The 13602-nt window shown below is 71.0% G+C and carries 14 protein-coding genes; 10 read left to right on the top strand and 4 right to left on the bottom strand.

The features are described 5' to 3' along the window. Nucleotides 1-56: 56 nt before the first annotated feature. From KSF81_RS10510 to KSF81_RS10495, 4 genes are read right to left on the bottom strand one after another with little or no spacing between them, the layout of a single operon-like run. Nucleotides 57-944: a beta-xylosidase gene (locus tag KSF81_RS10510; protein ID WP_217378933.1), complete on the bottom strand. Its 888-nt coding sequence runs from the start codon at nt 942-944 to the stop codon at nt 57-59. Then, the gene (locus tag KSF81_RS10505; RefSeq protein WP_217378932.1) at nt 941-1705 is read right to left on the bottom strand and encodes a TIGR04290 family methyltransferase; all 765 of its coding nucleotides are present in this window, start codon (nt 1703-1705) and stop codon (nt 941-943) included. The genes KSF81_RS10510 and KSF81_RS10505 overlap by 4 nt, the downstream gene beginning before the upstream one ends. Before the next feature lie 19 nt (nt 1706-1724). Further along, nucleotides 1725-2324 (bottom strand): histidine phosphatase family protein, encoded by a 600-nt coding sequence (locus KSF81_RS10500; protein WP_217378931.1) that lies wholly within the window; start codon nt 2322-2324, stop codon nt 1725-1727. Nucleotides 2325-2335: 11 nt separating this feature from the next. After that, complete coding sequence (locus tag KSF81_RS10495; protein WP_217378930.1) at nt 2336-3400, bottom strand: inositol-3-phosphate synthase; 1065 nt, start codon at nt 3398-3400, stop codon at nt 2336-2338. A gap of 474 nt (nt 3401-3874) precedes the next feature. Between KSF81_RS10495 and KSF81_RS10490 the strand changes: the two genes are divergently transcribed. The 10 genes from KSF81_RS10490 (at nt 3875) to KSF81_RS10450 (ending at nt 13600) form a co-directional block, all read left to right on the top strand. Continuing rightward, entirely contained in the window at nt 3875-4990 is a 1116-nt protein-coding gene (locus KSF81_RS10490; RefSeq protein WP_217378929.1) for an NAD(P)-dependent oxidoreductase, read from the top strand. Nucleotides 4991-5001: 11 nt separating this feature from the next. Next, complete coding sequence (locus tag KSF81_RS10485; protein ID WP_254453453.1) at nt 5002-6087, top strand: SDR family NAD(P)-dependent oxidoreductase; 1086 nt, start codon at nt 5002-5004, stop codon at nt 6085-6087. After that, on the top strand, nt 6084-7376 hold the full coding sequence (locus KSF81_RS10480; protein ID WP_217378927.1) for a TIGR04295 family B12-binding domain-containing radical SAM protein: 1293 nt from the start codon (nt 6084-6086) through the stop codon (nt 7374-7376). The genes KSF81_RS10485 and KSF81_RS10480 overlap by 4 nt, the downstream gene beginning before the upstream one ends. Further along, nucleotides 7361-8533, top strand: a complete 1173-nt coding sequence (locus KSF81_RS10475; RefSeq protein WP_309139535.1) for a glycosyltransferase — start codon at nt 7361-7363, stop codon at nt 8531-8533. The genes KSF81_RS10480 and KSF81_RS10475 overlap by 16 nt, the downstream gene beginning before the upstream one ends. Continuing rightward, entirely contained in the window at nt 8530-8952 is a 423-nt protein-coding gene (locus tag KSF81_RS29475; protein ID WP_254453452.1) for a hypothetical protein, read from the top strand. Before KSF81_RS10475 ends, KSF81_RS29475 begins: the two co-directional genes overlap by 4 nt. A 4-nt stretch (nt 8953-8956) precedes the next feature. After that, complete coding sequence (locus KSF81_RS29470) at nt 8957-9643, top strand: glycosyltransferase (RefSeq protein ID WP_309139534.1); 687 nt, start codon at nt 8957-8959, stop codon at nt 9641-9643. Next, complete coding sequence (locus tag KSF81_RS10465; RefSeq protein ID WP_217378926.1) at nt 9640-10734, top strand: glycosyltransferase; 1095 nt, start codon at nt 9640-9642, stop codon at nt 10732-10734. The genes KSF81_RS29470 and KSF81_RS10465 overlap by 4 nt, the downstream gene beginning before the upstream one ends. A 513-nt stretch (nt 10735-11247) precedes the next feature. Further along, the gene (locus KSF81_RS31410) at nt 11248-11856 is read left to right on the top strand and encodes a glycosyltransferase (protein ID WP_309139533.1); all 609 of its coding nucleotides are present in this window, start codon (nt 11248-11250) and stop codon (nt 11854-11856) included. 9 nt (nt 11857-11865) lie between these two features. Beyond that, complete coding sequence (locus KSF81_RS10455; protein WP_217378925.1) at nt 11866-13212, top strand: hypothetical protein; 1347 nt, start codon at nt 11866-11868, stop codon at nt 13210-13212. Continuing rightward, nucleotides 13127-13600, top strand: a complete 474-nt coding sequence (locus KSF81_RS10450; protein WP_217378924.1) for a hypothetical protein — start codon at nt 13127-13129, stop codon at nt 13598-13600. Before KSF81_RS10455 ends, KSF81_RS10450 begins: the two co-directional genes overlap by 86 nt. The last annotated feature ends 2 nt before the right edge of the window (nt 13601-13602 follow it).

The raw sequence follows: 13602 nt of genomic DNA, 5'->3' as shown, positions 1-13602 counted from the left end.
CGGAGGCGTGAATCTGCTCTACAAACAACAGGTTACAGCGGCGCCGCCGGGCGGCATCAGCCCGCGTAGCGCCTGACCATGCTGGCGCAGAATCCCGCGAATTCCTCCTTCACCTGGGGCGGGCTGGTATGGTGCGGCGCGATGCCCCGGTGCTCCGGGGTGAAGCAGAAGGTGACGGTCACCTCCAGGTCCCGCAGCGCCTGCATCTGCCGGTCGAACCAGGCCAGCGCATCCGGGCGGAAGCTGTCGGCCCAGGAGAGGCCGGTGCGCAGATGCCTGACGCCCAGCCGCTTCATCCAGGCCACCGCGTCGTCCAGCCGGTGGTCCTGGTAATGGAACCACTGGCAAATCCCCATCGCCCCCGCATGCCTGGCAAATTCCGCCAGCGCCAGCTTCGGGCTGCCATCCTCGCGGAGCAGGCCCATGTGGAAATGCCGGTAGTAGGAGGAGCCCTCTGCTTCCCGGTGCCGCGTCGTCGCCTCCCAGCTACGGGGCAGGTCATAGAGGCTGTACCAATGGATGCGCGGCGCCTGCCCCAGCAGAAGCTCCGCCGTCCGGTTCACGCCCCAGGCCTGTACCTCCTCGGCGCCGAAGCTGGAGACGCCCACCTCCGAGACCCAGACCGGCAGGTCGGTGACGGCCTGGATCTCCTTGAGCTTCGCGGGCCATTCCTGGATCTGCCAGAGATTCCAGTCGAGCGGGAAGCCATGCACGGCCACCGCCTCCATCTCCGCCAGCACGCCGCGCTGGCCCATCTTGGCGATGAAGGACGGATCGATCGGGGATATGCCGCCCAGCACCCGCGGCAGCCGCGCATTCTCGGCGCGGATGGCCTGGCCTGCCAGCCGCGCGGTTTCCGCGAAGATCACCCAGTCCGGGTCGATCTCGGGGTCCCAGTGCGACTTGTTGTTCGGCTCGTTCCAGATCATCGCGGCTTCGATCATCGGCGCGGACCCCTCGCAGGATAGACCGCGGCCGCCTCGCAGGGGGCGGCGCCGCGGCGGCAGAGATAGACCTCCCGGTCCGGATGCGCGAGGATCTCGAAGCCGGAATTGCGCAGCATGGCCTCCGCGCAGGCGCGGTTGGGAACCCACCAGTTGGTCGGATCGCAGGCATAGCGATGCTCGATGAAATGCAGCTTCGGCCAGGAGGGCAGGTCGAATTGCGCCGTCGCCTCGAAGGGATAGTCCGGCTCGACGGGACCGATCTCCGGCGCGCCGCGCTGCATCGTCTGGAAGACCAGCAGGTCGCCCACGACATGCTCATGGATGAGGTCGAGCGCCAGCAGCGGATGCCGCAGGTGATAGAGCACGCCCATGAACAGCACGATGTCGAAGCGCTCGCCGAGCGAGCCGACCTGGTAGACGGACAGTTCGCGGTATTCGATGTCGAGGTCCAGCGTTTCCGCGGCGAAGCGCGCCTGCGCCAGGTATCCTTCGTCCGAGTCGATGCCAAGCACACGGGCGGCGCCGCGGCGCTTCATCTCCATGGAGAAGAAGCCGCCATTGCAGCCGATGTCCAGCACGCTCTTTCCCGTCAGGTCCGGCGGCAGGGCATGCGCGAAATGCTGCCAGACCGTGGCCGGGTAGTCGCCCAGGAAATGCTCCGGCGCGGTGCGCACGCCGTGCAGGTCGATATTGTGGAACCACTCGCCCAGCGCCGCCGCACCCGCGCGGATCTCGTCGCGCGATCGCTTACTGTCCATGCCGCGTCTTCCCCGCAGTTCAGGCCGCCCGGAGGTCGTTCATGCCGATCACCTTGCCGCCACCTTCCCATGCCACCAGCAGGCTGACCGAGGCCGGGCCGATCTCGATCCGCTCATAGGCCTGCAGCGGCAGCCCGAGGTAATGCGCCAGCACCGCCTTCAGCACGTCGCAATGGCTGACGATGGCCAGGCCCGCATCCGGATGGCGCGCCCGGGATGCCTCGATGTGGCGCACGGCACGGGCCTGCGCCGCCCGCATGCTCTCTCCGCCCGGGGCCTCCGCGCTGTCGCGCGCCTGGTTCCAGCGCCGCCAGCGCGGGTCGCGCTCCAGAATGTCGAAATCCTGGCCCGTCCAGAGGCCGAAATCGATCTCGTTGATCTCCTCCGCCACCACCGGCTGCAACCCCAGGCGCCGGGCCAGGGGCGCGGCGGTGTTGCGGCAGCGTTCCAGCGGGCTGGTATGGACAGCGGCGATGCTCTCCCGGCCGAGCAGCTCCGCCAGCCGCGCCGCCTGCGCCTGGCCCCGTGCACTCAGGGCGACGCCCGGCATCCTGCCGCACAGCACGCTGCCCACCCGATCATGCGCCGCATGGCGCAGCAGGAAGAAGGTCGTCGCCATCGGAGCCCCGGTCAGTCCAGCCCGTCGATGAAGCGTTGCGTGCGCTCCCGCGCCTCGCCATCGGTGAATTGCTGCGGCGGGGATTTCATGAAGTAGCTGGAGGGCCCGGTCAGCGCGCCGCCGATGCCCCGGTCGAGGGCGAGCTTCGCGCAGCGCACCGCATCGATGACGATGCCGGCCGAGTTCGGCGAATCCCAGACCTCCAGCTTCAGCTCCAGATTCAAGGGCACGCCGCCGAAAGCCGTTCCTTCCATGCGGATATGTGCGAATTTCCGGTCGCCCAGCCAGGGCACGAAGTCGCTGGGCCCGACATGCACGTCCCTCGCGGGCAGCGGGGTGCCAAACTGGCTGGTGACGGCCTGGGTCTTGGAAATCTTCTTGGACTCCAGCCTCTCCCGCTCCAGCATGTTCTGGAAGTCGGAATTGCCGCCGAAATTCAATTGATAGGTGCGGTCCAGCCGCACCCCGCGCTCGCGGAACAGGTTGGCAAGCACCCGGTGCAGGATGGTCGCGCCCACCTGGCTCTTGATGTCATCGCCGATGATCGGCAGCCCTCTGGCCTTGAAGCGCCCATGCCAGGCCGGGTTGGAGGCGATGAAGACCGGGATGCAGTTCACGAAGGCGCATCCCGCCTCCAGCGCCTGCTCCGCATAGAATTCGGTCGCGCGTTGCGAGCCGACCGGCAGGTAGGAGACCAGCACATCGGTCTCGCTGCGCCGCAGGATGCCGGCCACATCGGCGCAGGGCGCCTCCGCTTCCTCAATCTCCATGCGCAGGTATTTGCCCAGCCCGTCCAGCGTCGGCCCGCGCTCCACGCGCACTCCGGTTGGCGGCAACTCCGTGAAATTATGCGTGTTGTTCGGCGGCGCCAGCAGCGCCTCCGCCAGGTCCCGCCCGACCTTGGCGGCCGACACGTCGAAGGCGGCCGAGACCTCGATGTCGCGCACGTGGTAGCCGCCGAGATCCGCATGCATTAGCCCGGGCGGCAGGTCATTCGCCGACGCCTCGCGATAGAAGGCGAGCCCCTGCACCAGGGACGAGGCGCAATTCCCCGCGCCGACAATGCCAACCCGCATCCGACCTGGCTCCTAAGATCTGGCAGGTGCCGGTCGCGGCCGCATGCGAGGCGGAGCGTCGTGGAACCGTGATTGGCGCATGGTTGCTCCTGTCCCTGCCTGCGTCCCTCGCACCGCGTTATGCGCGACGTGGCCATGGAACGCCATTGCAGCTTCCTTGTTCCTTGGAAACGGGATTTTCCACCCGATCACAGCGTAGTGCGCGGCCGATGCGCCCCGCAGGTGAATCCGCCGTCATGATGACGCGTTGGCGCCGCCGGACCGGCCTGCAGCCTGGATCGGGCGAGGCTGCGCGCGGGAAGGACGGGCCAGCGGGGCAGGCGGACCGGCGCTCGAATCTCCTCGCACCGGGACATGAAACCGTTTCCGCCGGCGAGGGTTGTTCATCTTGTTCTTTCCTGCTGCCCTCGTGCTCCGCAGCCGCAAGGGCCGTGCGCAGCAGAAGAAGACCCATGGCCGAATGGAGTGGAATGCGTGGCAGAGACGGTCCTGATCACCGGCGGCGCCGGCTTCATCGGATGCCATGTGACGCGGGCCCTGCTCGAGCGCGGCTACCGCGTTCGCGTGCTCGACAGCCTGATCGAGCAGGTCCACGGCAGTTCGGGCATGCCGTCCCAGCTCGACCCCGAGGCCGAGTTCGTCGCCGGCGACGTGCGTGACCAGGCGGCATTGCAGCGCTGCCTGCATGGCGTCGACCAGGTGGTGCACCTGGCGGCGGAAGTGGGCGTCGGCCAGAGCATGTATGCGGTGGACCGCTATGTCTCGGTCAATGACTGCGGCACCGCCTGCCTCTTCCAGCAACTGATCGAGCGCCCGGTGCGGCGCGTGGTCGTCGCATCCTCCATGAGCATCTATGGCGAGGGCCTCTACAGCGACGCCGCCGGCGCCCTGCACGAGGATGTGGTGCGCCTGCCGCGCAGCCGGCCGGACGACCCCTGGGATCCGCTCGACCCGCAGGGCCGACCACTCAGGCCGGTGCCGACGCCCGAGGGCAAGCGCCCCAACCTCGCCTCGGTCTATGCCATCACCAAATTCGTGCAGGAGCGCCTGACGCTGACCCTGGCGCCGGCCTATGGGATGGAGGGCGTGGCGCTGCGCCTCTGGAATGCCTATGGGCCGGGGCAGGCGCTGTCCAATCCCTATACCGGCGTGCTGGCCATCTTCGCCTCCCGCCTGCACAACGGCCAGCGCCCGATGATCTTCGAAGATGGCCGGCAGCGCCGCGACTTCGTGCATGTCGGGGATGTGGCGCGCGCCTTCGTGCTGGCGCTGGAGCATCCCAGGGCGGCCGGGCAGGTCTACAACGTCGCCAGCGGCCATGACCGCACGGTGGAGGAGGTCGCCCGCGCCCTGGCCGCGGCGATGGGGCGGCCGGAGCTGACGCCGGAGGTCACCGGCAAGACGCGCAGCGGCGACATCCGCCACAACATCGCCGATATCCGCAAGATCCAGCGGGAGCTGGGCTTCAGCGTGGAGCGCGACTTCGGGCGCGACCTCGCGGAACTGGCCGAATGGGTCGCACGGCAGCAGGCGGAGGACCGCGTGCAGAAAGCCAGCAGGGAACTCGAGGCGCGGGGACTGGTCGCATGAACGGGGTGGACATGCCGCTTCCCCTGCCCTCGATCGGCGGGCGGCAGCCCGTGCTGATCACCGGCGGCGCCGGCTTCATCGGCTCCAACATGGCCGACCGCCTGGCACGGGAGGGCCATGATGTCCTGGTCTTCGATGCCCTGGCCCGCCCGGGGGTCGAGGCCAACCTGGACTGGCTGAAGCGCCGCCACCCGCAGCGGATCTCCACCCGCATCGCCGATATCCGCGACGAGGCGGCGGTGGTGGATGCCGCCGCCGATGCGCAGGCGGTGTTCCATCTCGCCGGGCAGGTGGCGGTGACCACCAGCCTGGTCGATCCGCGCGAGGATTTCGACATCAACCTGCGCGGCACCTTCACCCTGCTGGATGCGCTGCGCCGGCGAGGGCAGCCTGTGCCCCTGGTCTTCGCCAGCACCAACAAGGTCTATGGCGACCTGCTGGACATCGCGCTGGAGCGGCGCGGCGACTGCTATGCGCCGGCCGATCCGGCAATCCGCGCCAGGGGCATCGGGGAGTCCCGCCCGCTGGACTTCCACACACCCTATGGCTGCTCCAAGGGCGCGGCGGACCAGTATGTGCTGGACTTCGCCCGCAGCTTCGGCGTGCCCACCGCGGTCATGCGCATGAGCTGCATCTTCGGCCAGCGGCAGATGGGCACCGAGGACCAGGGCTGGGTCGCGCATTTCCTGATCCGCGCGCTCCGCCGCGAGCCCATCAGCATCTTCGGCGACGGCTGCCAGGTGCGCGACGTGCTGCATGTGAACGACGCGGTGGAGGCCTATCTCTCCGCCTGGCGCCGCATCGGCGCGGTGCAGGGCCGGGCCTTCAACCTGGGCGGCGGCCCCACCAATGCGGTCAGCCTGCGCCAGGTGATCGCCTGCATCGAGGACCTGGTCGGGCACCGCGTGGAGACGCGCCACGCCGATTGGCGCGCCGGCGACCAGCGCTATTACGTCTCCGACACCAGCCTGGCGATGCGCGAGCTGGGGCTGCGCCCGCCGACCCCCTGGCCCGTCGGGATCGCCGCCCTGGCCCGCTGGCTGCGGGAGGAACATGCGGCGCCGGCGCCCGCCAGGCCGGTGGAGGCGCTGCCATGAGGGTCGCCCTCGTCAACCCGCCCTGGAGCTTCGAGAACAGCATCTATTTCGGCTGCCGGCAACCGCATCTGCCGCTTGAGCTGGGCTACTGCAAGGCGGAGCTGGAAGCGGCGGGCCATGAGGTGCTGATGCTGGACGCGCATCTCTGCGGCACTCCCATGGCCGCGCTGGTGCAGGCCGTGACGGAGTTCCAGCCCGGCATGACGGTGGTGACGACCGCGCCCAGCTACCTGTTCTGGCGCTGCGCCCAGCCGGAGCTGCGCATCCCGCATGCCTTCCTGGCAAGCCTCGGGCGGCGCGGCGGGCGGACGGTCGCGGTCGGCCCGCATGGCTCCGCCACCCCCCGCGCCGCGCTGCGCAAGCTTGGCGCCGATGTCGTGGTGCTCGGGGAATGCGAGGAGATCGTCAGGCAACTCGCCGGTGGCGGCGCACTGGCCGGGATTCCCTCCATCGCCTTCCGGGATCAGGCGGAAATCCGCGTCACCGGCGGGCCGGCGGCCGCGGGTTTCGTGCGGGCACCCGCCCTGCGCTGGCCGGATGAGTGGATCCGCCGCCACACCCATCACCACCACCGCTTCGAGGCGGCGCCGGAAGGGCCGGGCGCCGAGGTCGAGGCCTCGCGCGGCTGCCCCTATACCTGCAGCTTCTGCGCCAAGACGGATTTCCGCGACAAGTACCGCCGCCGCGACCTCGGCCTGGTCCTGCAGGAGGTGGATGGGCTGATCGCCCAGGGCGTCGAATACATCTACTTCATCGACGAGATCTTCCTGCCGCAAAGGCCGCTGCTGGATGCGCTGGTGCCGCGCCACCTGCGCTTCGGCGTGCAGACCCGGATCGACCTCTGGAAGCCCGAGATGCTGGACCTGCTCGGCGCCGCCGGCTGCGTCTCGATCGAGGCGGGGGTCGAGAGCCTGACCGTCGAGGGCCGCGCCGCGCTCGACAAGGACTGCCGCGCCTCCACGGATGAGCTGGCGGATAGGCTGATCCATGCGCGGCGCTCGGTGCCCTTCGTGCAGGCCAACCTCATCAAGACCGATGGCGACGATCCGCAGATGGTCGCCGACTGGCGGGGCCGGCTGCAACGCCATGGCGTCTGGGCCAATGATCCGGTGCCGCTCTACCCCTATCCCAGCTCCCCCGATTACCGGAAGCTCTGGGGCGCGCCGGATGATGCCGCCTGGGAACGCGCCCATGCGCATTACCTCGGCCAGTTCAGCAGCTTCAGCGACATCCAGGAAGAGCGGCCGCTTGCCTTGCGCGACCTGGAGGCCGCGTGTTTCCACGACTAGACCACGAGCCGGCCGGCGCCTCGGCCCAGCCGAGGATGCCCTGCGATACACTGCTCCGCGTCTTCATGACGGCAGATGCGGTCGGCGGCGTCTGGTCCTATGCGCTGGATCTCTCGCGCGGCCTTGCCGCGGAAGCGGCCGAGGTGACGCTGGCCATCCTCGGCCCGGCGCCCGATGCCGCGCAACTCGCCGAAGCCGCCGCCATCCGGCATCTGCGCCTGGTGCCGACCGGCCTGCCGCTGGAATGGCTGGCGCCGGATGCGGGTTCGGTGCTGGCGGCAGCCAGGGAACTCGCCGATCTGGCCGCGGCGGAGGGTGCCGATATCGTGCATCTGAACAGCCCCGCCCTCGCTGCCGGCGCTGGCTTTGCGGCACCGCTGGTCGCGGCCTGCCATTCCTGCGTCGCCACTTGGTGGGAGGCGGTGCGCGGCGGTGCCCTGCCGCCGGATTTCCGCTGGCGCCGCGACCTGGTCGCGGCCGGCTACCAGGCCGCCGATCTGCTGATCTGCCCCAGCGCCGCCTTCGCTGCCGCGACCGCCGCGGCCTATGGCCTGCGCCAGGCGCCGCGTGTGGTGCATAATGGCCGCACGCGGCAGGAAGCCATGCTGCCCCCGGCAGAACTGCCGGCGGATTGCGCCTTCACCGCGGGCCGGCTCTGGGACGAAGGCAAGAACCTGCGGGTCCTGGACGATGCCGCCGCGCTGCTGGATGCGCCCGTCATCGCCGCCGGCCCGCTGCGAGGCCCGAATGGCGCCGAGACCGCCTTGCCGCATCTGCGCAGCCTTGGTCCCCTGGGCGCGGCGGAGGTGGCAGCCTGCCTTGCCGCGCGCCCGGTCTTCGTCTCCGCCGCGCGCTACGAACCCTTCGGCCTGGCGGTGCTGGAAGCGGCCCAGGCCGGCTGCGCCCTGGTGCTGTCGGATATCCCCTCCTTCCGCGAGATCTGGGGCGATGCCGCCGATTATGTCGCGGAGGATGCCGGCCCGGTCTATGCCCGCGCCATTGGGCGGCTGTTGCGGGACCCGGATCTCCGCCGGCGGCGCGGCGCCGCTGCCCGCGCCCGTGCCGCCCGCTACACGGTGGAGGCCATGGTCGCCGGCACGTTCGCCCTGTATCGGGAATTGCTGGCGCAGCCGGCACGGCGAAGGATCGGCCTGTGAAGCTCGTCTATTTCACCCATTCGCTTGCCTCCTGCTGGAACCACGGCAATGCGCATTTCCTGCGCGGCGTGCTGCAGGAATTCCAGGACCGCGGCGACGAGGTGGTCGCCCTGGAGCCGGCGGAGCCCTGGAGCCTGCAGAACCTGCTGCAGGACCACGGCGCCTCTGGCCTCGATGCCTTCCACGCCGCCTATCCCGCCCTGCGGTCGCGCCGCTTCACCGATGCGGCGGCGGTCGAGCCGGTGCTGGAAGGCGCCGATCTGGTGATCGTCCATGAATGGAACGACCCTGCTTTGATCGCCGCCCTCGGCCGGCTGCGGCGGCGGGGGGGCGCGCTTCACCCTGCTGTTCCACGACACCCACCACCGCGCCGTCAGCGACCCCGAGGCCATCCGCGCCTTCGACCTCGATGGCTATGACGGCGTGCTGGCCTTCGGCGAGGCGCTGGCGCAGGTCTATCGGCGCTGGGGCTGGGAGGGCCGGGTCTGGGTCTGGCACGAGGCCGCCGATACCCGCCGCTTCCACCCGCCCGCCCGGGAGGGCCACAGGGAGGGCCTGGTCTGGATCGGCAATTGGGGCGATGGCGAGCGCAGCGAGGAGCTGGAGCGCTTCCTGCTGCGTCCCGCTCGGGCGGCCGGCCTGCCGCTCGACATCCATGGCGTGCGCTACCCCGGACCGGCGCTGGCGATGCTGGCGCGGCATGGCGCGCGATACCGGGGCTGGCTGCCCAATGCACGCGCCCCCGAGACCTTCGCGCGCTACCTGGCCACGGTGCATGTGCCGCGCCGCTTCTATGTCGATCTCCTGCCCGGGATTCCCACCATCCGCGTCTTCGAGGCCCTGGCCTGCGGCATCCCGCTGGTCTCCGCGCCCTGGCGGGACAGCGAGGGCCTGTTCCGCCCCGGCCAGGACTACCTGCTGGCCCGCGACGAGGCGGAGATGCTGCGCCATCTGAAAGCGCTGCGGCAGGATGCGGGCCTGCGCGCCTCGCTGGTCGCCAGCGGGCTGGAGCGCATCCGCGCGCGCCACAGTTGCGCGCATCGGGTGCAGGAGCTGCTCGGCATCCTGGCCAGCCTCCGCCAGCGGGACGTGACGGAGAACGCCGCATGAAGATCGCCTTCTACGGGTCCAGCCTGCTCTCCTCCTACTGGAACGGCGCAGCCACCTATTACCGCGGGATGCTGGGCGACCTGGCGCGGCGCGGCCATGCCATCACCTTCTACGAACCCGATGCCTTCGACCGGCAGCAGCACCGCGACATGGAGCCCCCCGATTGGGCCGAGGTGGTGGTCTACCCCGCGACCGAGGCGGCGCTGCGCGGCGTCGTCGCCGCGGCGGCGCGCGCGGATGTGGTGGTGAAGGCCAGCGGCGTCGGCGTCTTCGACGATGCGCTGCTGCAAGGCACGATGGCGGCGGCCCGGCCGGAGGCCATCCGCATCTTCTGGGATGTCGATGCGCCCGCCACCCTGGCCGAGATCGGTGCCGCCCCGGAGCATCCGCTGCGCCGCATGCTGCCGGCGCTGGACCTCGTGCTCACCTATGGCGGCGGCCCGCCGGTGGTCGAAGCCTATGAGGGTTTCGGCGCCCGCCGCTGCGTGCCGGTCTACAACGCGCTCGACCCCGCCACGCACCATCCCGTGCCGCCCGAGCCGCGCTTCGCCGCCGACCTCGCCTTCCTCGGCAATCGCCTGCCGGACCGGGAGGCGCGGGTGGAGCAGTTCTTCCTGGACCCCGCGGCACGGCTGCCGGAGCGGCGCTTCCTGATCGGCGGCAATGGCTGGGAGACAAAGGAGATGGCGCCGAATGTGCGTCGGCTCGGCCATGTCTATACGCGCGAGCACAATGCCTTCAACAGCACGCCGCTCGCGGTGCTCAACATCGCCCGCGACAGCATGGCGGCGACCGGTTTCTCGCCGGCGACGCGGGTCTTCGAGGCAGCGGGCGGCGGCGCCTGCCTCATCACCGATGCCTGGGTCGGGCTGGAGCTGTTCCTGAAGGAGGGCGAGGAGGTGCTGGTGGCGCGCGACGCCCAGGATGTCGCCGCGCATGTCGCGGCGCTGACCCCCGAACGCGCCCGGGCGATCGGCGCGGCAGGCCGTGCCCGCATCCTCGCCGGCCATACCTATGCCCGGCGCGGCGCCGAGGTGGATGCGCTGTTGCGGGACGAGGCGGTCCGGAAGGCAGGCAGGAGCGCCGCATGAGGCAGCCGCCGCTCGATGTCGTGGTGCTCGGCCTCAGCCTCTCCTCGGCCTGGGGCAATGGCCATGCCACCACCTTCCGCGCCCTGCTGAAAGCCTTCGCCGGCCGCGGCCACCGCGTGCTGTTCCTGGAGCGGGACGTGCCCTGGTACGCGGCGGAGCGCGACCTGCCCGCGCCGGACTTCTGCCGCCTGGAATTCTACCCGGACTTGGCCGCGCTGCAGTCCTGGCGCGGGGCCATCGCCGCGGCCGATGCCGTCATCCTCGGCTCCTATGTGCCGGAGGGGGTGGCGGTCGGCCGGCTGGTGCAGGATGCGGCGCATGGCGTCACCGCCTTCTACGACATCGACACGCCGGTCACGCTGGCCAAGCTGGAGCGCGGCGACGAGGAATACCTCTCGCCGGCGCTGATCCCGGGCTACGACCTCTATCTCTCCTTCACCGGCGGCCCGACGCTGCGGCGGCTGATGGACCGCTACGGCTCGCCCGCCGCGCGGCCGCTCTACTGTTCGGTGGATGCCGCGGCCTATCGGCCGATGCAGGCACCGACGCGGTGGGACCTCAGCTATCTCGGCACCTATAGCGCCGACCGCCAGCCGACCCTGGACCGCCTGCTGCTGGAGCCGGCCCGCCGCGCGCCGGCGCTGCGCTTCGTGGTGGCCGGGCCGCAATACCCGGCCGAAATCGACTGGCCCGCCAATGTCGAGCGGCTGGAGCATGTCTCCCCCCGCCGACCACCCCGCCTTCTATGCGGCCAGCCGCTACACGCTGAATGTCACCCGCGCCGACATGATCCGCGCCGGCTACAGCCCCAGCGTCCGGCTCTTCGAGGCCGCGGCCTGCGGCACGCCCCTCATCTCCGACCGATGGGAGGGCATCGGGACGCTGTTCGACCCGCGCCGGGAGATCACCCTGGCCGAGACGCCGGAGCAGGTTCTCGCCGCCCTGCGCGACCGCCCCGAGGCCGCCCGGCGGAGCCAGGCGTCAGCCGCGCGAGAACGCGTCCTGGCGGAACATACCGCCGCGCATCGCGCCGCCGAACTCGAAGCGCATCTGATCGAGGCGCGGGAGCGCAAGACGCAGCTCCAGCCCGCCGCCGCCGTCCGGCGCCTCGTGGGAAGCTGAGCCGCGCGGATGCTGGTCTTCGGTGACGCCCCGCGGCGGGAGCCACCGCAGGCCTTGCTGGCCGCCCTCGCCCAGGCGCTGCGCGATACAGCGGCGATGCCGCCGGGCATCATCCGCCACGGCGCCCTGGCCGATGCCTTCGTGGCCGCCGGGGAATTGGCGCAGGGCCTGGCGGATGCGGAGTTCGAGCAGCGCGGCCATGACGCGCCATCGCCGCTGCAGGATGCCGCGATGGCGCTACTGCTGCGCCTGGCCGAGGCCATCGGGCTCTCCTGGTCCAGCGCCTTCACCCGGCTGCCGCCGCTGCCGGAACCCGTGCTGCCAGGGCCGCTGCCGGAGACCATCGCGCCGAAACGCGCCGAGGGCTTCGCCTTCTACGCCCTCTATCCCGAAGCCTATCTGGACGCGGCGGCCAAGGCGGGGCTTGGCCCGCAAACCCGGGTCATCGGACTGCGCAGCATCGGCGCGCCGCTGGCGAGCCTGGTGGCCAGCGCGCTGGGCGCAGCACCGCCGGTCACGCTGCGGCCGGTGGGGCATCCCTTCGGGCGGCAGCTTGCCCTCTCGCCATCGGCCGCCGCCGCGCTGCTGGAGGGCGCCGGCGATTTCGCCATCGTGGATGAGGGGCCGGGCCTTTCCGGCAGTTCCATGGGCGCGGTCGCGGATTTCCTGGAGGATGGCGGTGTCGCCCCAGGCCGCCTGCATTTCTTCCCGGGCCATGCCGGTGATCCCGGCCCCATGGCCAGCCCGCGCCACCGCGCCCGCTGGCAATCCGCGCCGCGCCACCTCACCAGCTTCGATGCGCTGGTCCTGGAGGCCCCCGACCCGCGGCACCGCCTGCCTGCCTGGGTGGCCGATCTGACCGGCCTGGCCGAGGCGCCGCTGCGTGACATTTCCGGCGGCGGCTGGCGCGCCCTCCGCTATGCCTCGGAAGCCGAGTGGCCCGCGGTGAATCCGCAGCAGGAGCGCCGCAAATTCCTGCTGCGGGCTGGGGGGGCGTCCCTGGCTGCTGAAATTCACCGGGCTGGGTGCGGATGCGGCGCGGCAGGCGGGCATGGCGGCCGCCCTCGCCGAGGCCGGCTTGTCGCCCCCGGTGGCCGGCCGCCGCCACGGCTTCCTGGTAGAGGAATTCCTGCCCGAAGCCCGCGGCCTGGACCAGTGCCCCCACGATCCGGCGGCCCTCCTCGCGCCGCTGCTGCGCTATCTCGGCTTCCGCGCCCGGCATTTCCCGGCCGGGCCTGGCACCGGCGCCCCGCTCGCCCTGCTCTGGGAGATGGCCCGCCGGAACACCGCCGAGGCCCTGGGCGAAGCCGCCACCCATGCCCTGCGCCGGCGCGAGCCCGATCTGCCCTGCCTTGAGGCCACGGTCCGGCGCATCGCCACCGACAACAGGTTGCACCCTTGGGAATGGCTGGTCCTGCCCGATGGGCGCCTGCTGAAATCGGACGCGGTGGACCACCATGCCGGGCACGACCTGCTGGGCTGCCAGGACCTGGCCTGGGACATCGCGGGGGCGGTGGTGGAGCTTGGCCTGGATGCCGAGACCCTCCGCGCCGCGCTGGAGCGGGACACCGGCCGGCCGATCAGCCCGGACCTGCTGCGCCTCTATGGCATCTGCTACCTGGCCTTCCAGATGGGTGCCTGCAGCATGGCCGCCGCGTCCTGCGGCGCCTGGCCGGCGGAAGCCTCGCGGCTCGGCGCCGCCGCCGCGCGTTATGCCGCCGGGCTGCGCCGCCTGATCGGATGAGG

It is taken from the genome of Siccirubricoccus sp. G192, assembly GCF_019084075.1.
Taxonomy (GTDB): Bacteria; Pseudomonadota; Alphaproteobacteria; order Acetobacterales; family Acetobacteraceae; genus G192.
The sequence above is the reverse complement of the archived record's forward strand: the minus strand, read 5'-3'. Positions and strand labels throughout refer to the sequence as shown.

Coding starts and splice junctions, on each gene's coding strand:
- KSF81_RS10505 (WP_217378932.1), bottom strand. CDS start 1,705: ATGGACAGTAAGCGATCGCGCGACGAGATCCGCGCGGGTGCGGCGGCG.
- KSF81_RS10495 (WP_217378930.1), bottom strand. CDS start 3,400: ATGCGGGTTGGCATTGTCGGCGCGGGGAATTGCGCCTCGTCCCTGGTG.
- KSF81_RS10500 (WP_217378931.1), bottom strand. CDS start 2,324: ATGGCGACGACCTTCTTCCTGCTGCGCCATGCGGCGCATGATCGGGTG.
- KSF81_RS31410 (WP_309139533.1), top strand. CDS start 11,248: ATGCCGCGGCCTATCGGCCGATGCAGGCACCGACGCGGTGGGACCTCA.
- KSF81_RS10455 (WP_217378925.1), top strand. CDS start 11,866: ATGCTGGTCTTCGGTGACGCCCCGCGGCGGGAGCCACCGCAGGCCTTG.
- KSF81_RS10465 (WP_217378926.1), top strand. CDS start 9,640: ATGAAGATCGCCTTCTACGGGTCCAGCCTGCTCTCCTCCTACTGGAAC.
- KSF81_RS10510 (WP_217378933.1), bottom strand. CDS start 944: ATGATCGAAGCCGCGATGATCTGGAACGAGCCGAACAACAAGTCGCAC.
- KSF81_RS10485 (WP_254453453.1), top strand. CDS start 5,002: ATGCCGCTTCCCCTGCCCTCGATCGGCGGGCGGCAGCCCGTGCTGATC.
- KSF81_RS10450 (WP_217378924.1), top strand. CDS start 13,127: ATGGCCCGCCGGAACACCGCCGAGGCCCTGGGCGAAGCCGCCACCCAT.
- KSF81_RS10480 (WP_217378927.1), top strand. CDS start 6,084: ATGAGGGTCGCCCTCGTCAACCCGCCCTGGAGCTTCGAGAACAGCATC.